This is a genomic window from Klebsiella sp. OBRC7 (assembly GCF_000293135.1).
In the GTDB taxonomy this organism is placed as follows: Bacteria; Pseudomonadota; Gammaproteobacteria; order Enterobacterales; family Enterobacteriaceae; genus Klebsiella; species Klebsiella michiganensis.
The window spans coordinates 39,238-60,425 of the sequence record NZ_ALNJ01000136.1 but is presented as its reverse complement, the minus strand read 5'-3'; the positions used below and the strand labels follow the sequence as shown (position 1 = coordinate 60,425).

Below are 21,188 nucleotides of genomic sequence, written 5' to 3'. Positions count from 1 at the left end.
TTGTCGCATTGGAGCCTCTTGATAAAGAGTGGGATGATGTGGTGCAAAACTGTGTTCGCCATAGTGAAGGGCGTTTGACACGGCTGTGGTCTTTTGAGGTGAAAAAACAGCTAAACCGTAGCAATGTGCGTGAATGTTTCTTCCAGGCGGTCAGCAATTCCAGTTGGGCGCATTTCGGCTATCTGGTGGCGACTGAAATTAACGAAGATAAGCAACGTAGTGTTGAACGCGAGCTTCAGATGCTCTGTGCGTTGCACGGTATTGGTGTGATCCTCCTCGATCCACATGACTTCAGTAACAGCCAGACGCTGATCCCGGCGCGGGAACGTACCAGTGTCGACTGGCAGTCAGTGAACCGTCTGGTGGAAGAAAATCGGGATTTTAAAGATTTTATTGAATTGGTAGGTGAATACCATCAGACAGGAAAAATACACAAATCGTTGTGGAACAAATAATCCATAACAATTATGTAAACAATTGATAAAACTATGGTTTACAAAAAGATAGGACCGTAGTTGACGAGGCAGTTTTCTGAGAAACACATGAAATTAACTCTTACCCAGCTTGAAACGTTGTTGCTCCGCGCATGTGATGACTTACGTGGCAGCATGGATGCCAGTGAATACAAAGAATACATTTTTGGTATGTTGTTCCTTAAGCGTGCCAGCGATCTGTTCGATCAGCGTCAGGTTGAACTACGCAAGCAGTTTAAAGAACAGGGGATGTCTGAACTGGACATCGAGCTGGCGCTTGAGGATCCCGATAACTACTCAGGAAAGTATTTCTATGTGCCTCCGCGGGCTCGTTGGAGTGAATCATGGGAAGAGATTGTAGAAGATGACAAAGGGAATAAGAAAGCGGTAATCCGTCCTGCACTGAAACATGTAAAAACTGAGGTTGGCAGTGCCTTGAATAAAGCGCTGGAAGCGATTGAAGAAGCTAACATTGATGTTTTACAGGACGTGTTAAAAGGAATTAATTTTAACCATAAAATTGGCCAACGCACATTAGATGACGATACGTTATCTGATTTTATTCTTAACTTCGAAAAAATTCCCTTGAAAGATGAAGATTTCGAATTTCCGGATCTATTAGGTGCTGCCTACGAGTGGTTGATTAAATACTTTGCAGATTCAGCGGGTAAAAAAGCGGGAGAATTTTATACCCCATCTGAGGTTGTGCGTATTTGTGTCGAGATCTGCGATCCCGAGGAAGGCATGAGTGTTTACGATCCAACAGTTGGATCGGGGGGAATGCTGATCCAAATGCGTGACTATCTGCGCGAGAAAGGTGGTGACGCTGATGAAATTGCCCTATACGGCCAAGAGAAAATGGGAACTACATGGTCAATTTGTAAGATGAATATGCTTCTACATGGTATTTCTCATGCGGATATTCGTCAGGGAGATACACTTCGCGAACCAGAACATAAAGATGAAAATAACGAGCTTCTGCGTTTTGATCGTGTAGTTGCGAATCCTCCATTTAGTCAGAATTATATTAAAAAGGGGATTGTCTTCCCTGGGCGTTTTCCCGTTTGGTTACCGGAAAAAGGGAAAAAGGCCGATCTCATGTTTGTACAGCATATGTTAGCTGTACTTAAACATAATGGTCGTCTGGCGACCGTTATGCCTCATGGTGTATTATTCCGCAGCGGCGATGAACGTGAAGCTCGGAAATATTTTATCGATCATGGTTACTTGGAAGCTATCATCGGTTTACCTAGCAACCTGTTCTACGGTACGGGAATACCAGCCTGTATTCTGGTGATGAATAAAGAAGGAGCAGACAAACGCAAGTCTGTCTTGTTTATAAACGCCGATCGGGAATACAGCGAAGATAAAGCGCAGAATCATCTACGCCCGGAAGATATTGATAAGATTATCAACGCATACCGTAAGAGTGACAATATCCCAGGATATGCGCGTGTCGTCCCAACTGATGAGATTATCAAAGAAGATTATAACTGTAATATTCGTCGTTACGTGGATAATGCGCCGCCGCCAGAACCCCATGATGTTCGTGCACACTTACATGGTGGTATTCCGCTTGCAGAAATCGAAAGTCTCGGCCATTTCTGGCAAAATTATACTGGATTACAGGCAGATATTTTTGTACCTCGTGATACAGCGTACATGAATTTTTCACCTACGTTGACGGCAAAGCGTGACATTGCTGAGTTTGTTAATCAACATACGGGTGTATTAAAAGCGAACCAGGCGCTTATGACACAACTGGAAAAATGGTGGGAAAACAATCTCCCGATTGTAGAAGCGTTAGCGCCTGATGCAGCTAACCAACATGCTAGGCCACGCAATGTGTATGTAATGCGTAGTCAGTTGATGGAGAGCATCAATGAAGCTTTTGCACAGCAAAACTTGTTAACGTCATTCCAGGTGCGTGGTGCCTTCGCCAGTTATGTGGACTACCTTAAGGCGGACTTCAAATCTATTGCTGCAAGTGGCTGGGGTGCGGAACTGATCCCTAGTGAAGATATTCTGCAAAGCCAATTCCCTGAGGTTTTAGAAGAGCAAGCTAATGCGCAAGCTCGTTTAGCCGAGCTGCAGGCATTATTTGCGGCGGCGGATGACGAAGACTTTGAGGATAGTGATGACACGGGTGTGATGTCCTCAGATCAGGTGAAAGAGCTGAAATCGAAGCTGAAAGACGCTAAAGGCATGGTGAAACTATGTAAACGCGATCCGGGATTGGGAAGTGCCGAAGAGTATCAGGAAAAGGTCTCCCAAATAGAAGCCCAATTGAAGCGTCATAAAGTGCTTGAAGATGAAGCTAAAGAATTGAAGAAAGTTATCAAGGCGATCGAGAATAAGCGTGACGAGCTAGTTTTAAGTGCACGTGAGAAAATATCACAGGATGAAGCTCGTGTGGTTATTGTTGCGAGATTAAAAAAACTACTATTAAACACTTATAATCGATACTTAAGAACAGAGCAACGAGCTTGTATTGCTGTCATTGAAAATTTGTGGGTTAAATATGCAATAACAGCTAAAGAAATGGAGAGTCAAAGAGATAAAGCTTCTAAGCAGTTGCACGATTTTTTAATGGAGCTTGGTTATGAATGATTGGGTAGTACATTCTCTTAGTGAGCTTGTTTCTTTTCAGAAGGGAAGGAAAGTTATTACCAGCCCGTTTCCTTTAAGTGGTTATGAACCATATTTGGGAGCGGGAGCGTTATCTGGAAATAATGATGGATATGCTTGTTCTACATTTGCTGTAAAGGCGAATGAAGAAGATATATTGATGCTTTGGGATGGCGAAAGAAGTGGGCTTTGTTGTAGTGGATTAAATGGTGTTGTTTCATCAACTGTTTGTAAACTTACACCAAAAAAAGGTATTCGCAGTGACTTATTATATTATTTATTAGTTAATAACTATCAGTGGATTCAAAGTAGGAGAACCGGCACTGGGGTTCCTCACGTCCCAAAGGATTTAGGAAGAATATTACATATAAAATATCCTAAGTGTTTGAAAGTACAAAAAAAGATTGCAGATATATTGAAAACTGTTGATCAAGCTATAGAAAACACTAATTTTTTGATAAATAAATATCAAAAAATAAAAGCGGGGATGATGTACGATCTATTTACAAGAGGTGTTGATAGTAATGGCAGATTACGCCAAACTCGTGCTCAGCAACCTTATTTGTATAAAAAGACAAGTATTGGTTGGATCCCAAAAGAATGGGATGTACAGCAGTGCAGTCAACTTTGTTCAAGAATAACCGTGGGTATTGTTATTCAGCCAACGAAATATTATGTTGAAGAGGGAGTTCCTGCGTTTCGCTCAGCCAATGTGAGGGAAGATGGTCTTGATTCTTATAATCTTGTATATATATCACCTTTTTCCAATGCACTTTTGAGTAAAAGTCAAATAAAAACAGGTGATATTTTATCGGTTAGAACAGGCTATCCAGGAACAAGTGCAGTTGTTCCTGATGAATTTAATGGATGTAATTGTATTGATATATTAATCTCATCCCCTAAAGATTCTGTAGATAAAAATTATCTATGTTTTTGGATTAATTCTTCGTTTGGTAAAGAACAAGTCTTACGCCTTCAGGGAGGGATGGCACAACAGCATTTTAATGTCGGAGAGATGCGTCAGCTATTAGTTGCTGTCCCCTCAATTAATGAACAAATTATTATTAGTGATAAGCTAATGGCGTGCTCATCAAAAATAAAAAATGAAAAAGAGATATTGAATAAATTAATTAGAACTAAGTCTGGTTTAATGCATGACCTTCTAAATGGTAAAGTTAGAGTAAGGTTAGCAGATACTAGTATGGAGTCCAGCCATGTCTGAATACACGGAAGTTGAACAGCCCTTTCTGCAGCAACTGCAGTCACTGGGTTGGGCGATTATTGACCAGGGACAGGACATTCCCTCCGATCCGGCTAAAAGTAAGCGCAGCAGCTTCCGACAGTGGCTGCTGCCGCAGATTTTTACTAGCGCAGTAGCGCATTTAAATGCCGGATCCGGCGGAAAAACATGGTTAACTGACAAACAGTTACAGGATCTGCAAGAACAGATCCTGCGACAACCCAATCGTTCTCTACTGGAAGCTAATGAGGCGATCCAAAAGCTACTGTTTAAAACACAGGTGGATATTAATAATGCCACCGGTGAGTCTGATCCTATAGTTAAATTAATCGATTTCGAACACCCGGAAAATAATCACTTTCTGGCGATAAACCAGTTTCGGATTGATACCCCGGGTTGCGTAAAACAATTTATCATTCCCGATATTGTTTTATTTATTAATGGCATTCCGCTAATTGTCGTAGAGTGTAAAAAAGGTGGTCCAACCTGTTCTAATCCAATGGCTGAAGCATATATTCAGCTCCAGCGTTATATGAACAATCGTAAAGCAACAGCGCTGCAGGGATTAAAAGAGGGGGAGCCACGTTTATTTCACAGTAATTTATTTGCGGTCAGAACAACAGGCGTTGAAGCGGATTACGGCACGATTACTTCCGGGGAAGAGCATTTTTATCCCTGGAAGACACAATGGCCGCAGGAAGACAATGTTGCCAGCGATATGAACACACAGCAACAGCTAATCAATGGCATGTTAAATAAAGCGAATCTGTTATCCATCCTGCGTACATGCTCTGTATTTATGGATACCGATGCTGGCCCGCGTATCAAGGTTGTCTGCCGTTATCAGCAATTTCGCGCAGCTAATAAGATCTTACAGCGTTTACGTGAAGGTAAAACCACAGAAGAAAAAAGTGGTGTAGTCTGGCATACCCAGGGGTCGGGTAAGAGCCTGACGATGGTTTTTGTTGCCCGAATGCTGCGCGTTTCAAACGATCTTCACGATTATAAAATCATATTGATCAACGATCGTCTCGATCTGGAGGAGCAGCTAACAGCGACGGCACAACTGATCGGTGGACGAGTCAATGTTATTGAAAGCAACAATACGCTACGAAAAGAATTAGCCACCAACACTTCCGATATCAATATGGTGATGGCGCATAAGTTCCTGGTCGCGCAGGAAAGCCTCCCCGTATCCGTTGCTAAAGCGCTGGGAACCTACCAGGCCATTCCAACGGGCAAAACATTTGGCGTGGTGAATACCTCTTCGCGAATTGTGTTAATGATCGATGAAGCACACCGTACTCAGAGTTCAGATCTGGGCAGTAATATTTTTGAGGCCTTCCCCAATGCGGCCCGCATTGCCTTCACCGGAACGCCATTGATTACAGAACGCCACGGTGAGAAACGTACCGTCAAACGCTTTGGCGAATATATCGATAAATACAAGTTGATGGATGCCGTTGAAGATGGCACCACATTGCAGATCCTTTACGAAGGCAGGACTGCTGATGCCGCGCTGAACGATAAACATGGCTTTGAAACGCAGTTTGAGAATCTCTTTAAAGACCGAACGGAAGAAGAATTAGACGCTATTAAGAAAAAGTATGGCGCCACAGGCGACATTCTGGAAGCAGAGCAACGTATTGCCGCTATCGCGCGCGATATGGTGAAACACTATCTGGAGCATATTTTTCCTAATGGCTTTAAAGCTCAGGTGGTGTGTCACTCCAAACTGGCGGCAGTCCGTTACCAGAAGGCTATCCATCAGGCGTTAAAAGAGAAAGTGGATGAGCTTGAATCTGCGGACGTACCTGACCACACATTAATTAATCGGATCAAGTTCCTCAAAGCTGCGGTCGTGATATCCAGTGATGGCACCAACGAAGCGGCATTTATTACCGAAACACGCAAGCAAGCCCGTGCCTGGAATGCGGTAGAAAATTTCTGTAAGCCATTTGCGTTTGACGATCCTGATAAACCTTATACAGGAATTGCCTTCCTGGTTGTCTGTGACATGTTATTAACCGGTTTTGATGCGCCGATAGAGCAGGTCATGTATCTGGATAAAAAAATCCGCGAGCATACGTTATTACAGGCAATTGCCCGTACAAACCGGGTGAAAAAAGGGAAACAACGTGGTTTTGTTGTGGATTATATTGGCCTTACTCACCATCTTACCGAGGCATTAACCCTCTATGCAGCTAGCGACGAGCGCCAGGAGCTGGCCGAAGGATTAAAAAATATCAATTCAGAGGTCCCGGTGCTGCAGGAGCGCTATCAGCGCTTGTTGAGTTTATTCTCGTATCACCAGGTTAATGGCATCCATGATTTCCTTGAGGGACGATTACCCGACATAGCAGCAGAAGCGGCCGCGGTAAACGACGCTGTTCGTTTGCTGAAAGACGAGAAACTGCGGGCGGATTTTGATGTGTACCTGAAAAAATTCCTTAGCAGTCTGGATATCATCCTGCCGCATAGTGCGGGCCAAGTTTATCGTATTCCTGCAAAGCGTCTGGGATATATCCAGCGAGTAACCAAAGAGCGTTATAAAGACGATTCGCTGGATCTGGGAGATGCCGGCCAGAAGGTACGCGATCTGATTAATCAGCACCTCATCAGTCTGGGGATCAACCCTACGGTTCCTCCCGTTGAATTGCTCTCAGATAACTTCATTGAACAGCTAAACCAGCATACCAACGGCAATGATGAGGCGAAAGCCAGCGAAATGGAGCATGCAATTCGTAAGCATTGCACTGTTCACCATGATGAAGATCCAGCTTTTTATAAGAGTCTTTCGGAAAAAGTGGAACAATTGATCGACCTGTATCAGGATCAATGGAAGAAGCTGGCGGAAGAGTTAGAGAAACTGCGTAACGTTGCGATTACCGGGCGCCAGGAGGGGAAAGAGGGGATGAGCCGGGAGGCCACTACGTTTTATGAACATATTGCTCGTGAAGCGTTCCCGGGCGGAGAAATACCCGTTTCGGTAAAACCCAAAATTAAAGCGCTGATGGAAGCAATTGTTGACCTTTTACAACAAAGCATCGGCAGCATCGACTACTGGCACAACAGTAGCAAACAAAAGAAAACGCGCAGTGAGATCAAGACGGCTCTGACGCTAACCGGGGTTCCTGAATTGAAACAGGCAAGAGAACGAATTGCGGTAGAAATTATGAAACTGGCAAAAAATCGACATAATGCGTTACTTCAGAACTCAACGGAGAGCAAAAAACCATGATGCACCGTCGGGTGAAGGACATCGACTATCATCTCGCGCCAGGTACTACCCGGCGTACAACGGATATCGTCATCGAAAGAGATGGTCAGGTTATAGTTCGCCCGCCAGTACACTTTACTCCGGAACAGGCAGATACCGTTGTTTTTCAGAAACGCATGTGGATTTATCGTAACCTAGCGGAGTGGAAAGATCTTAATGCCACTACGGTGGCGCGCGAATGGGTAAACGGCGAGACCTTTCTCTATCTGGGGAGCATGTATCGCTTATCTCTGGTTTCCGATCAGCATCTGCCGTTACTCCTGAAAGATGGACGCTTCTGCCTTAATCGGCAGCTTATTGAAAAAGGCGGTATAGCCGCAGCGAAAGGCGTGTTTGAAGACTTTTACATAACTAAAGGTCAGCAGCGCATCAGAGAACGCACTCTGTTTTTTGCGCCTAAAGTCGGAGTGAAGGCAGATACAATCCGGGTGAAGGAAATGGGGTATCGCTGGGCCAGTTGCGGCCATAGCGGTACACTGAATTTCCACTGGAAATGTATGATGGCCCCAGCGAAGATCATAGATTACATCGTGGTCCACGAACTATGTCATTTTCATCATCGTAATCATACAGACGCTTTCTGGAATGAAGTTGATAAGGTGATGCCTGACTGGAGAGAGCGAAAAGAGTGGCTGCGTAAACATGGTGCTAGTTTAGACCTGTAGTTTTCATTAACAGGTGGGAACCGCGGCTCCCACCTCCCTTAACATCCCCAATCCCCGCAGACACAACCCCGGCCACAGCCCCGCCAACCCTAGCCCCCGCCCACGTCAGCGCTCCAAGCCAGAACGCGGGCAACACAACAAACATCGTCCCCATCACCATATTGACGATCAGATCATCAGAAGTGTTCTGTAAGCCGTACAGGTTGAAATGCGAAACTCCGTTCTCGCTATAAATTATCTCCATCAGCCAGCTATCCAGCCAACGGGCCAGTTCCCACCAGAAGGTAAGAAAGAACAGGGCGAACTGCACGAAGCTCAGCGTAACCACGGTTTTTAATTCCCACGCAGAGAACAGCAGGATCACAGGAATACAAATCACAAGGGCCATTCCAAGGAATGCCTGCACCATCGGCAACGCCTGGCGCACGCTGTCGAAAGCAGGGAACAAAGCGAGGCTGGAAACCGACATTCCGGCGATACTCCCCAACCGGCTTAACGCTTGTGATGCATTCAAGTTATCCCCCGCACTCCCACCAAACCCGTTGTACACCAGACCTCCCTGCGACACATGCATATTACGCGGGCTCACCAGCGAGCGCAGTACCGCCTCTTCATACTCCTCTTTCGACTGCCCCAGTTTTTGCAGTTGCTGCCAGAGCGTGGTATCGACCTGCTTCAGCAGCCGATTTTTCAGCCCCGCATCGCCATCGGACCACCACTCCTTACACGCTGGATAGCCGCCACCGCCCGTATCGCTCAGACCGTCATCGCGGCTGGCGTCATAAGGCCAGGCGGCGTGGGGCGAACGGGAATGATCGTGGTCGTAATAACCCGGTGTAGTGAGGTAAAAAGACGATCCCACCCAGTCCACCTCCCGGCTCTGTTCCTCGCTAATATTGCTGCCCAGCCGCTTGAGGCGTGCGCGCGACGGCCCATAGCAGTCGTTAACGAAATCCTGTAATTCCTGTGCCAGCGCTGGATCGGCGATCCGGGTGTGCTGCACCTCAAAGCGCAACTGGCGCAAGTCGGGTTTGCAGGGCAATACCGCGACGGCGGCGCTGGTAATGCCTTTGCCCAGCGCATGAGTGAAGTACCACCACACCGGAACGGAAGCGCTCTGGCCGCTGAGTTCGTTGATGAGCGGCGCATAGCCGGAATCGCCGGGCTGCACCACCGACCATCCGCACTGTTTTGTGCGCTGGCTGTCGTAGGTGAGGGTATTGATATCAACATTGAGAAACGGTACGCCAGCGAAGAGGATCACCAGCAGGGCGCTGTAGAGCGAGTGCTCCACCTGGACGACCAGCAGGCGGGCGACGTTGCCTTCATCGGCCCCCTGGCCGCGCGCATTCAGCCACAGGGCAACCAGTTTTGCCAGCAGGGGCAGGGCGAACAACCCGGTGGCGGTCAGCGTCTGCCACACGCCGTTGTTCACCAGCCAGCCGAGCAGGGTGAGCACGTACTCGAAATAGCTGTTGGCGGTCATCGCGGACTGTCCGGCTGCGGGTTATTGAGGTTGTGCAGACGGCGGTCGCTGTCGTCCGGCACCTCCACCGCCTGGCCCTGAAGCTGGTCGCGCTGCTGTTTGCGTTGCAGGATAAGGCTTGTGGTATTGCGCGTCAGCGCCTGGCGGAAATCGAGTTCCAGCTTTAACTGGCTCAGCTCTTCATCCAGTTGGGCGGTGGTTTTGCCCAGGCTCTCCTGCGCCTCTTTGACGTTGGCGATATTCGGTTCGCGCATGCCCGCGAGCAGCGTGCGCCGGGCCAGCAGCGCCTGCTCGGTGACGCGGGCCAGCGCCAGTTCTCCCGCCAGCCGTTCAGTGAGGACGGCAACATCCGGATCGTCGCGTAGCGCCTCGACCACGCCGCGGGTAAGCTGCATGGATACACCGGAGGCTTTCGCCAGGTTGTCGAAGCCGGGTTTCTGGCTGCCATTAACCAGATCCGCCAGAAGGGGCAGGATCTTCGCCTTTTCTTCGTCGATCAGCGGATGCAGGCCGATCCCCGCCTGTGCGCCGGAGCGTGCCTCCGGATCGTCGGTGACCTGCGCCACGCTGATAGTCTGCTCGCCGACCACGCGGGTCATCCATCCGGCGGCCTCTTCAGGGGATGTCCAGGTGCTACAAAGTTCCCCGTCGCATTCGGAGGTGGTAAGAGATGTGGTGCTGGTGGCGGGCTGCTGGTTGAGAATGTTCCAGCCTGCGGCGGTGGCGTCATGGACCACCTTAATCGGCGGCTGGCCTTTACCGCCGCGCTTTTCGCCGCCGACCCAGCGTTTACCCTTTTCGGCGGCCTCTTTTGCCGCTTTCTGGTCGGTACGGATGGCATCGTTATCGCTGGCGGCAAGAGTCTGGTAATTCTCCGCTTTGGCTCCTGAGAACCAGGCGGAATCGGCCGCTAAATCGGTCATCTTCTCCGCCATTTTCTGGCAGTTCAGCAGCGATTTATCAAAATCCAGCCGCCCCTGCAGTACGCCGTTGGTCAGCAGATCATAAAGCTGCGGATTGGCGCGCTGGATGATCATCGCGGGCAGGCTGGCTACCGCCCCGGTGGCGCTCTGGATAACGTTGCCCATCAGTTGCTGGAAGCCATCGGTGATGCCGTTGAGCTGGTTGCGCACCGTGGTGTCGATGTCAAAATTGCCGCACATCATATCGGCGTTCCAGCCAATGCCCACGCTAAGTGGCGAAGGGCTGTGACGCACGGGGGGCGGCATGACCGCCTCGCCGCCGCCAATCTGGTAGTAAAGCAGGTCGTCGACCGCGCCTCGCGTGCGGAAGCTGTAGTCGTCTGCCGCCAGGCAAACCCAGGCGAAAAACACTAAGACCAGGCAAAGGACTCTCATCATTGCCTCCGTTAACCGGTACTGCCGAGGAAGGTTTGCCCCCGGCGCGGACAGCATTTGTAAGGCCGCCACAGCGTCCAGGCGTACGAGCCGTTCTCTGCCAGCTTGTTGGCGTAAGTGTCGGTGGCGCTACCATCCGGGAACACAGAACAGGAAGCGGATTTTTTCGGCGTGAGCATCTGCCAGCGATGGTTATCGCTGTCGCCTTCGATAACCGGGGAGGGCGGCCAGTATCCGGCACGGGATGAGGCGGTCAGCGGCGTGTAGATATGCGGTTGCCCGGTACGGGTCACCAGATCGGCCGCGCGCTGGGCAATAACGGCGGCGGCTTTATAGTCGTGCGTCTGGCTGATGGCTCCGGCGCGAGGGTAGATATTGCCCCACATATCGCCGTTCTGACCGACTTCCCGCATGCCCGGCGTCAGCGCCTCTGGCCAGGTCATTTCCGGCACACTGCTGCGCCACGCCAGCGTATCGAGTTGACTCAGAAAGTACGGTTGAAAAGGCTGCGATGAAGGTGAGCAGATATAGCCAAACTGGGTGAAAAATTTTGCCAGTTCATCACCCGCCGGGAAGCCGATGGCGTCGGCATTCTTAAAGCGGATCTTGCTGTGCTGGCTGGCCGAGCGCGGATTAGTGTCGCCACCGCTTTCGGCAATGCCGGGTAACGCCGGGCTGAGTAACGACATCTCCATCCACGGACTTTGCCCGGTGTTGCTGTAAGCCGAGACCACCAGATCCGGACGAAAATGGCTGACCTTCACCGACGTGCGTACCGAGCAACCGAGCGGCGTGCAATAGAGCCAGTAGCACAGGCCGACGACCCGGTAACGCACGCAGTCCGGCGACAGGGCGGAAGCGGCAATTTCCGGCGTGGTAATGGCTCTGAGCGGGAAAGCGGCGCACAGCATCAGGGGCAACAGAAGAGGAAAGCGGTCTTGCATAACGCCTCCGGCAACAGAGTTTTCTTCTGCCGGGTATAGCGCAATGCCCATAAGATCACCGCTGAAAACTGGAACCAGCCCGTGAAAATTGTTGAGTCTGTCATCAACCTTTGCCGGGCTTTCTGGTGCTATTCTGTGGTTCAGGCCGGGCTACGAAAGTGGTTCCGGCCTGTTTTTTTCTTCATTTTTTATTGTGTTTAAGGAGCAAGACTTATGCCAGTAAAACGAAAACATCTGACCCGACATGAAGTGGGACAGATATTGCTTGCAGCGGACAGAGGGATCCATTTTGAGCGGGATTACTGCCTGATTCAGATGTGTTTTTTACACGGTCTGCGGGTCAGTGAACTGTGCGGAATGCGCCTGTCGGATATCGATTTGGTCGGGCGTTCGGTCTATGTCCGACGGCTTAAAAACAGTCTCTCGACGCAGCATCCGCTGTTTGATGCCGAATTGCCCGCGTTGATGCGCTGGCTAAAGGTGCGCCGCCGCTGGCGGGAGGCAGACAGCGACTGGCTTTTTCTGTCGCAGAAAGGAGGCCCGCTGTCGCGCCATCAGGTTAGATTGTTGCTCAAACGTTACGGTGAGCTGGGCGGCGTCAGCATTTCCGCATACCCACATATGTTGAGACATGGATGCGGTTTCGCGCTGGCGGACCTGGGGCGTGATACGCGTCTGATACAGGATTATCTGGGACACCGGAACATCCGGCATACGGTGATTTATACGGCGACAAATACGCAGAGGTTTATGAATGTCTGGGGGAATATGAAAGAAAACCACACAATTAGTGCCAGAATGTAAAGTAGTATCAGAAAAATTTAGCAAAGTGTCAAAATTTTTCTGAGACCCCTTTTGATAACGGATTATCTCTCTGTTTTAAAATAATAATTCCGATCTAATGCAGCTTAACACACCTTTGGTACCCTGCTGGCAACGTGCGTGAGTCGTCCACGTTGCCAGTTTTCATTTGCTCACCGCCTTACTGTTTTATGCCATTCCGCAAGCTCTGCTTCTCTCCCGATGGCATTTTATTTTTCATTCTCTTCTTCCACATCATTTTCTCCTGAACTCACCACTCTGGCACTAACGGGAAAGTCTAATGCAGATTTTTTCACCGCCAGAGTGATGCGGGGCCGAGTCCCGAATGTTCTTTCATCAAGGAGAAACACATGAAAAAAACGATGTTAAGCGCGTGTTTTATGCTGGCGGCGGCTAATGCCATGGCCGCCGACGGCACCATCCATTTCACCGGTAGCATTACCGACCAGACCTGCAAGATCGACACTGGCTCCCAGAATCTACCGGTGAACCTCGGCAATGTTGCCCAAACCGCCCTTAACGGGGCGAAGGGGATGAGAGCGGCGCCAACGCAATTTACCATCAACGTGAGCGAATGCCCGGAAACGGTCACCGGTGCAAATGTGAAATTTGACGGGACATCCGATAACAACGACCAGAGCCTGCTGGCACTGGACAGTGGCACGGGCATCGCCACCGGGGTTGGGATCCAGATCGCAGATAAAAACGGCACGGCCATCCCACTGCACTCCGCTTCATCCGACTACACCCTCGCAGAAGGCGCAAACGCGCTCGACTTTGTCGCCCGCTATGTCTCCACAGGCCCGGCGGTCACCACCGGTACAGCAAACGGTACCTCTGAGTTCACCATCATTTACAAATAACGCTGTGCCGTCGCGGGGCGCATTCTCCTCCTCCTGACCATGCGCCACCGCATAACAGGGAGCGTTTCGCAGGGATGCGTATTTTTCGTCCGGAGATAACAAGATGAACAGGTATGCAGACATTTTGCTGGCGCTATTGCTGGCCGTATTTACCGTGCAGGCACAGGCCGGGATTGTCATTGGCGGGACACGGGTCATTTATAACGGCGACAAAAAAGAGACCTCCGCTTCTATACGGAACCCCGACAGATCCGGCGTCTGGCTCGTGCAGAGCTGGGTAGACAGCGGGATGAAGGGAAATAAAACGCCGTTTATCGTCACGCCGCCGTTGTTTCGCATTAATCCAGGGGAAGAGAACATCCTGCGCATTGTGCGCACTGGAGGGAGCCTGCCTGAAGATCGGGAATCGGTGTTCTGGCTGAACGTGAAATCCATTCCCGCCACCGACGACAGCGTGCCGCATAACAACGTTCTGCAGGTGGTGGTGAAATCCCGCCTGAAACTCTTTTACCGCCCGGCGGGGCTGGAAGGGCAGTCGGAGACCGCTTACCACCACCTGTCCATCGCCCGCAGCGGCAATCGTCTTACTGTCAGCAACCCCACGCCTTACTACGTCACGTTATTCACCTTAAAGGCGGACGGGCAGGAGATCAAAGAGGCCGATATGGTGCCGCCGAAGGGCAGCGTCAGCTTCACGCTGCCATCGGCCACGGCGTCCACGGTGACCTGGCAGGCGATCAGTGATTACGGCGGCGTCAGCCAGACCGAAAGCCGCAAGCTCTGAAGGAGGGAATATGAATAACCCGAATTCCCGACTGATGATCTTCCTGCTGGCGCTGTTGCTGATTATGGTGCTGCTATTGGGTTATCTGCGTCATGCGGAAGCCCGCGAGATTTTCAATACCCACGCGCTGGAGCTGGACAGCCCGGGCCAGGCGGTCGTTGACTTATCCGCCTTTTCCGAAGCCGATGGCCAGCTACCGGGTACTTACCGGGTGACGGTGTACGTCAACGGCGAGCAGCAGGGCGAGGCGCAGGATATTGCCTTTGTTGCCGGGGCAGATAAAAAACTCACCGCGCAGTTAACTCCCGCAATGCTGAAAGCCTGGGGCGTGAACACCGCCGCGTTCCCTGCTCTTACCGCACTGCCAGCGGACAAACCGCTGGAGGATATTGGCCGCTATATCCCGATGGCTTCCAGCGAACTGCGTTTCAGTAAACTGCAACTGAATCTCAGTATCCCGCAGGCGGCGATGAGCGCCACCGCGCGCGGCTGGGTGGATCCGTCCGAATGGGATGAAGGCGTATCTGCCGCGCTGCTGAACTATAACCTCAGCGGCAGCAACACCTGGCGCGACGGTGAAAACGGCTCTGATGATAACTACTACGCCAACCTGCAGAGCGGGCTGAACCTCGGCGCGTGGCGGCTGCGCAACTATTCCACCTGGAATTACGACGAGGATAACGGCAGCCACTGGGATTCGGTGAACACGTATCTTCAGCGGGATATCCAGCGCCTGCAGGGGCAGCTCACGCTCGGCGACAGCTATACGCCTTCCGATATCTTCGACAGCGTGCAGTTTCGCGGCGCGCAACTGGCGTCGGATGACAATATGCTGCCGGACAGCCTGCGCGGGTTTGCGCCGATCATCCGCGGTATTGCCCAGTCGAATGCCCAGGTCACCATTAAGCAGAATGGTTACACCATCTATCAGAGCTACGTCGCGCCGGGGGCCTTCGCCATCAGCGATCTCTACCCGACATCCGGCAGCGGCGATCTGGAGGTGACGATTAAAGAGGCCGATGGCAGCGAGCGAACCTTCATCCAGCCGTTCTCGGCGGTACCGATTATGCAGCGTGAAGGCCGCCTGAAGTATGCCCTCACCGCCGGTAAATACCGCAGCGGCAACAGCGACAGCGATGAGCCGGAGTTCGGCCAGATAACAGCGATTTACGGCCTGCCGCATGCCATCACGATTTATGGCGGCACGTTGTACTCGGAGGACTATCAGTCCGGGGCGGCAGGGCTGGGGTTTGGTCTCGGCGAGCTGGGTTCGGTTTCCGCGGATATCACTGCTGCCCACACCACGCTGAATAACGATGAAACTCACGACGGTCAGTCGTACCGGGTGCAGTACTCAAAAGATTTTCAGGCCACCGATACCAGCTTCACCCTGGCGGCGTACCGCTATTCCACGGAGGGTTTCTACACCTTCCAGGAAGCAAACGACTTACGCTCGGACAGCGATGATGGCTGGCGGCTGACGTACAACAAGCGGCAGAAACTCCAGCTCGATCTCACCCAGAGTATCGGCAGCTACGGTTCGTTCTTTGTTTCCGGCTACCAGCAGGATTACTGGCATGAGGACGGTTACGAGCGCACCCTCAGCACCGGCTGGAACGGCAACATCAACGGTATCAGCTACAGCGTTTCCTACAGTTACAGTGATTACCCGGACAGCACCCAGCCTGCCGACCAGCAACTGGCGTTCAGCATCCAGGTGCCGCTCAGCCGCTTTATGCCGAACGCGTGGGCCAGCTACAGCGTCAACACCGCGAAGCACGGCGACACCCGCCAGCAGGTGGGCCTCAATGGAACGGCGCTTGCCGATAACAACCTCAGCTACAGCCTCCAGCAGAGCTACACCAACCACGGTACGGGCGGCTCCGGCAATATCAACGCCGACTATAAAGGCGGGCAGGGGGAAATCACGGGCGGCTACAACTATGACGACGATATGCAGCAGGTGAACTATGGCCTGAAAGGGGGGATTGTCGTCCATCCGCATGGCATTACGCTTTCCCAGCCGCTCGGTGATTCGCTTGCCATCGTGAAAGCGCCCGGCGCGGATGACGCGAAGGTGCAGAACAACACCGGGGTCTATACCGACTGGCGCGGCTATGCGGTGGTGCCGTACGTCAACGCCTACCGGAAAAACCGCATCGCACTGGACACCAGTACGCTCAGCGATGGCGTCGACATCGACACCGCCGTGCAGACGGTGACGCCAACGCAGGGCGCAGTGGTAATGGCGGACTTCAACACCCGCGTCGGACGGCGCGTACTGATGACGCTGCTTTACCGTGGGCTGCCGGTGCCGTTCGGCGCTCAGGTGAAAATGAAGGAAGGCGGCAGCGGCATCGTTGGCGATGACGGCCAGGTGTATCTGACGGGCGTCCCGGATGAAGGTGATATCACGGTGAACTGGAACGGAAAGCAGCAGTGTGTGGTGCATTACCGGTTGCCGGAGAATGCCGCAAACGCGCCGGTAACGGAAACTGAGCAGGAGTGTCGGGAATGAAAGGATTATTAACATCAGGCTGCCTGTTGCTGGCACTGTGGGGGGGTACTTTTGGCGTCCAGGCTTCCTGTAGTTTCGCTTCCGGTGTGAGTGGCGAAATTCCGGGTTATGTCAGTTTTGGCAATGTGGCGGTGCAGCGTGATGCGGCGGTAGGCAGTGTCATCGCCACGGCCACAACGGGGGCGTATAACGGCGGCAATAGCATTGCGGGGTGCACTGAAGCATGGACCTACCGCTGGGAGCTGAGTAAATGGGGAACGCTAAGCACGCTGGGGGGGAATATCTATAACACTAATGTTCCCGGTGTCGGTATCAGGCTGACTAACAGCTCTTCCGGTAAAGTGCTTCCCTATGACCAGAGTGTGAGTGCAAATACCAATATTTTTATTGGTGGAAACGGTATCAAAGCGGAGTTAATCAAAACGGGCGATATTACGGGCGGAACCCTGGATACCGGTATGCTGGCGCGGGCCTCGGTGGCAAACCAGTTTTATTTTGCCAATGCCACGTTGAATGGCACAAATACCATTACCTCTGAATCCTGCTCCGTTACCACTAACCCGGTTAATGTTCCTCTGGGCGACCATGACAAAAGTGAGTTCAGCGGTCCGGGTACTGCAACAGCCTGGCAGACATTCAATATCAATCTGAGTTGTGTTCAGGGCGCGCGGATTAATGTGCGTATTGACGCCACAGCAGACAGCGACGCAGGCGTACCCGGCGTCATTAAACTCGACAGCGATCCCGTTAATGCCAGCGGTGTCGGCGTTCAGGTCTGGTATCGCTATGAAGACAGCCCGGTACAGTTCGGCCAGGAGCGTTATTACTACACATCGCCATCAGGCGGTAACGAATATGTTCAGCTTCAGGCGCGCTATTACCAGACGACGCAGAACGTAACGGCCGGGAAAGCGAATGCCACTGCAACGTTCACGCTGAGCTACAAGTAAATCACCGGAGCAATGACATGAGAAAAGTTATATGTTTCATGCTGTTGATGCCGGTGGTTTCACCGATCGCCCGAGCCAGTTGTTCATTTTACACCGGCGTGTCCGCAGAAGTGCCGGGTTATCTGAACTTCGGCAATGTGGTTGTTCAGCGTGATGCGCCGATAGGCAGTGTACTCGCCACAGCGGTAACAGGCGCTTATAACAGCGGTAATCCCATCGCGGGATGTACCCGGGAAGCCTGGACTGCACGCTGGGAGCTAACGCAATGGGGGACGCTGAGCGGATATGGTGACGGCGTTTACAATACCAATCTCGTCGGAGTGGGTTTACGCCTGACCACTGCTCAATCGGGCAAAGTACTACCGTATGAAGCCAGCTATCCCTACAATGCCGGTGGCTCATGGGCCTCCATTTCAGGAGATGGAATCAAGGGGGAACTGATAAAAACCGGTGACATCACCAGCGGCACATTAACCGACGGCACGCTGGCGCGCGCTTCGGTGGTGAACCAGTTTTATTTCGCTAACGTCACGCTTAACGGTACGAATACTGTCACCGCAGCCACCTGCTCGGTAACCTCGGTGGATGAACCCGTTCAGCTTGGCGATCACAACAAGCAGGAGTTCAGCGGCGTCGGCTACACCACGGAGTGGAAGGCATTTAATATCGTGCTGGACTGCAATAAAAGCGCGCATATTTATGTGCAGATTGATGCTACCCGTGATGCCTCGAATGCGCCAGGCGTGATGGCTATTGATTCCGAAAGCGGTAGTACCGCGGCGACGGGCGTTGGGGTTCAGCTTTACTTCGTGCCGGACAACAGCGCGGCTCAGTTCGGGCAGGTGAAGGATTATTATACTTCGCCCAATGGCGGGATGGAGACCGTTCAGCTCAAGGCGCGTTATTACCAGACGGCTTCAGCGGTGACGGCGGGACCCGCCAATGCGACGGCGACGTTTACGCTGACGTATAAATAGCTACCTGAACAATTTTAAAGGTTTTAGACTAACCCTCTGTTTATCAGGGAAGATGATAATGACCCAATATTGGTGGAAAGATCTTTTTGATCGCAATAATAACTGGCAGGGCCTGGAGCTGACACTTAAGAGCAACCAGAGGACCGACGTGGTAATGGAAATGCTAAGTGGTCGTTATGGGCGAATGGCGCTGCAGGTCTCTGGGGAGACATTATTCTGGGCATCGATGTTGAAAGATCATTCTGGTGTCTGGTTGGTGTTTAATGCCGAACATTCCGCTTGCCAGACATTATTACCGGCTGTCACATCTGAAGATATTGAAGGAATTAAAAACAAAGGCGAACGGGCCTGGACAGGTGAATGGTGTCGCTATTTTTCCCGGCAATTAATGAATGCGCCAGTGCCTCTTCTGTCTCCTCGCCGATGGCTGATAAGGCCGATGGAGGCTAAATATACATTACCGAAATTATCCGGACAGCGTGTTCCTGTAAATAGCTGGCGTTTTGATGCCCCAGAAAGCAGCGGGAATATCGGCTGTAGCTGGACGCTCTACGGCGAAGATTTTCCTGATTTGGTCAATCCTGACAAAGTCAGATTAGTGGACTGGTGGTGGGGAGGTAGCCTGCTACTTGGGCGTTATCCGATACAACCTGATGCCGGAAGGTTGAAATGGTGGCGTAAAAAATGCCGGGAGGGTGCGCTGCCTCCAGTACTTGTCTGGTATATAGCAGGGCTGGGATCATTTGTTATTCTTGATGGTCATTATCGTTTACAGGCAGCGATTGCAGAAGAGATCCCACCTTCATTTCTGGTGCTCAGCGAATTGCAGGAACGGGATTTTGCTACCGATCAAGACCATCGGGCCCGTATTGTCCGGGCGTTAGAACAGCAGCTCAAAAATCCTAAGTGCAAAATCGATGGTGTAAATCAGACGCTGATTAATCTTTATGATACACGTTATCTTTATGCCTCAACCCATAGCCGCGCGACGCTTGGCGAAGGAACGCGCTGGACACAGGAGGTAGAAAGCTATCTGCAACGGCATCAGTTGGAAGACTATCGCGACAGGGTACTTAATGGCGTTAACGATGAATGCTGAATTAAGGATAACAAATGGCGGCATTCTTTAGGGAATACAGAGTCAACGGGCTTGCGGATACCAGCATCCCTGCTGGCCGACTATTTTAATGACACTGGTTTTTGACTTTCGAGACTCTGATGCACCGCCTCGCAGATCCGGCTTACCGCCAGCCCGTCCACTGCGGTGACCGGGTACGGTGACCTGTTCCTGACCGCCCGCACAAAATCATTGATGGGGTCGATACCAAAACCGCTGGCGACGCCGTTGCGGTAGTTGATGAAATAGCTGTTGGGCGTGAGCGTCTTGTCCGGGGTGGTAATTTCCAGTCCCCGATGCTGTGAGGTGCTGCGGATATATGTCGTCCCGCAGAGGATCTCGATGCGCCCGTCGTTGTCCTTCGGAAACCCCTCCGGCAGCACCCACGAATTCTCGACCACCCATGAACTGCCATCGGCCATTGTCAGCAGGCTCTGCACGCTGTCGTGGGTGTCTATCCCGCACACGTCCAGCAGTTGCTTCTGGCCCACGGCATACACCGATACCACCTCCTGCCCGGAGAGATACCGCACCAGATCGAAACAATGGGAGCCGAGGAACCATACCGGGGAGCTTGCGCCCGCCCAGTCCAGCCACGCCGTCGGGACCGTTATCACGTCGTCCATACTGATATGCCCGCGCAGGATGTGCCCGGTCTCCGGCTTTTCCAGTTCGGCTTTGATGCGCATCACTGCCGGGTCCCAGCGTTTGTGGAAATCGACGCCGACCAGCAGGCCGCGCTGCTGTGCCAGCTCGACGATGAGCTCACACTCGCGTACCGAGGTGGCGAGCGGTTTTTCCGCCAGCACATGTTTACCGTGGCGCAGGGCGGTGAGGATGGATTCGGTGTGGTACGGGTCCGGCGTCGCCACCGAGACCACGTCGATGGCTTCCTCCTGCAGAAGAACGTCCAGCCGGGTATAGCCCATGACGCCGTATGACATGGCAAGGTCGTCGCAGCGCTCTGTGTCAGTGTCGCAGATGGCGACCAGCACCGTGTCCGGGTTGTGGCGGTACGCATTCATATGGTGTTTGCCGTAGATGCCTGCGCCGACCACGGCGGCTCTGATTTTGTTCATTAGT

The 21,188-nt window shown here is 51.8% G+C and carries 15 protein-coding genes and 1 pseudogene; 12 read left to right on the top strand and 4 right to left on the bottom strand.

Going from position 1 to position 21,188, the window contains the following annotated elements; genetic code table 11:
• The 5 genes and pseudogenes from HMPREF1144_RS25520 to HMPREF1144_RS25500 form a co-directional block, all read left to right on the top strand.
• Nucleotides 1-455 (top strand): annotated as a pseudogene (locus HMPREF1144_RS25520) (HrgA protein); the annotation flags it as partial.
• Between the two features lie 87 nt (nt 456-542).
• A complete protein-coding gene (locus HMPREF1144_RS25515; RefSeq protein ID WP_042928510.1) occupies nt 543-3,083 on the top strand; it encodes a class I SAM-dependent DNA methyltransferase in 2,541 nt (846 codons plus the stop codon).
• Nucleotides 3,076-4,323: a restriction endonuclease subunit S gene (locus HMPREF1144_RS25510; RefSeq protein ID WP_009654438.1), complete on the top strand. Its 1,248-nt coding sequence runs from the start codon at nt 3,076-3,078 to the stop codon at nt 4,321-4,323. The genes HMPREF1144_RS25515 and HMPREF1144_RS25510 overlap by 8 nt, the downstream gene beginning before the upstream one ends.
• Entirely contained in the window at nt 4,316-7,582 is a 3,267-nt protein-coding gene (locus HMPREF1144_RS25505) for a type I restriction endonuclease subunit R (RefSeq protein ID WP_009654456.1), read from the top strand. The genes HMPREF1144_RS25510 and HMPREF1144_RS25505 overlap by 8 nt, the downstream gene beginning before the upstream one ends.
• Nucleotides 7,579-8,286, top strand: coding sequence for a M48 family metallopeptidase (locus HMPREF1144_RS25500; protein ID WP_042928508.1), 708 nt, complete (start codon nt 7,579-7,581; stop codon nt 8,284-8,286). The genes HMPREF1144_RS25505 and HMPREF1144_RS25500 overlap by 4 nt, the downstream gene beginning before the upstream one ends.
• Here the strand turns inward: HMPREF1144_RS25500 and HMPREF1144_RS25495 are convergent.
• Genes HMPREF1144_RS25495 through HMPREF1144_RS25485 form a run of 3 tightly spaced genes read right to left on the bottom strand, consistent with a single transcriptional unit; the run spans nt 8,270 to nt 12,074 of the window.
• Entirely contained in the window at nt 8,270-9,772 is a 1,503-nt protein-coding gene (locus tag HMPREF1144_RS25495; RefSeq protein WP_009654451.1) for a conjugal transfer protein TraG N-terminal domain-containing protein, read from the bottom strand. The two genes, HMPREF1144_RS25500 and HMPREF1144_RS25495, sit on opposite strands and share 17 nt — an antisense overlap.
• Complete coding sequence (locus tag HMPREF1144_RS25490; protein WP_085955013.1) at nt 9,769-11,130, bottom strand: integrating conjugative element protein; 1,362 nt, start codon at nt 11,128-11,130, stop codon at nt 9,769-9,771. The genes HMPREF1144_RS25495 and HMPREF1144_RS25490 overlap by 4 nt, the downstream gene beginning before the upstream one ends.
• Before the next feature lie 11 nt (nt 11,131-11,141).
• A complete protein-coding gene (locus tag HMPREF1144_RS25485; RefSeq protein WP_071532317.1) occupies nt 11,142-12,074 on the bottom strand; it encodes a TIGR03756 family integrating conjugative element protein in 933 nt (310 codons plus the stop codon).
• A gap of 213 nt (nt 12,075-12,287) precedes the next feature.
• On the opposite strand from HMPREF1144_RS25485, the gene HMPREF1144_RS25480 reads away from it, so the two are divergent.
• The 7 genes from HMPREF1144_RS25480 (at nt 12,288) to HMPREF1144_RS25450 (ending at nt 20,087) form a co-directional block, all read left to right on the top strand.
• Entirely contained in the window at nt 12,288-12,878 is a 591-nt protein-coding gene (locus tag HMPREF1144_RS25480; protein ID WP_009654435.1) for a tyrosine-type DNA invertase, read from the top strand.
• A 368-nt stretch (nt 12,879-13,246) separates the two neighbouring features.
• Nucleotides 13,247-13,759: a fimbrial protein gene (locus tag HMPREF1144_RS25475; RefSeq protein WP_009654430.1), complete on the top strand. Its 513-nt coding sequence runs from the start codon at nt 13,247-13,249 to the stop codon at nt 13,757-13,759.
• Between the two features lie 103 nt (nt 13,760-13,862).
• Complete coding sequence (locus HMPREF1144_RS25470) at nt 13,863-14,543, top strand: molecular chaperone (RefSeq protein ID WP_009654418.1); 681 nt, start codon at nt 13,863-13,865, stop codon at nt 14,541-14,543.
• 10 nt (nt 14,544-14,553) lie between these two features.
• Nucleotides 14,554-17,061: a fimbria/pilus outer membrane usher protein gene (locus tag HMPREF1144_RS25465; RefSeq protein WP_009654431.1), complete on the top strand. Its 2,508-nt coding sequence runs from the start codon at nt 14,554-14,556 to the stop codon at nt 17,059-17,061.
• Nucleotides 17,058-18,011 (top strand): fimbrial protein, encoded by a 954-nt coding sequence (locus tag HMPREF1144_RS25460; RefSeq protein ID WP_009654419.1) that lies wholly within the window; start codon nt 17,058-17,060, stop codon nt 18,009-18,011. The genes HMPREF1144_RS25465 and HMPREF1144_RS25460 overlap by 4 nt, the downstream gene beginning before the upstream one ends.
• Before the next feature lie 17 nt (nt 18,012-18,028).
• Complete coding sequence (locus tag HMPREF1144_RS25455; protein ID WP_009654399.1) at nt 18,029-18,988, top strand: fimbrial protein; 960 nt, start codon at nt 18,029-18,031, stop codon at nt 18,986-18,988.
• Nucleotides 18,989-19,046: 58 nt separating this feature from the next.
• The gene (locus HMPREF1144_RS25450) at nt 19,047-20,087 is read left to right on the top strand and encodes a ParB/Srx family N-terminal domain-containing protein (RefSeq protein ID WP_009654454.1); all 1,041 of its coding nucleotides are present in this window, start codon (nt 19,047-19,049) and stop codon (nt 20,085-20,087) included.
• 80 nt (nt 20,088-20,167) lie between these two features.
• Here the strand turns inward: HMPREF1144_RS25450 and HMPREF1144_RS25445 are convergent, their stop codons facing one another.
• Nucleotides 20,168-21,184 (bottom strand): Gfo/Idh/MocA family protein, encoded by a 1,017-nt coding sequence (locus HMPREF1144_RS25445; protein WP_009654424.1) that lies wholly within the window; start codon nt 21,182-21,184, stop codon nt 20,168-20,170.
• Between the last annotated feature and the right edge of the window lie 4 nt (nt 21,185-21,188).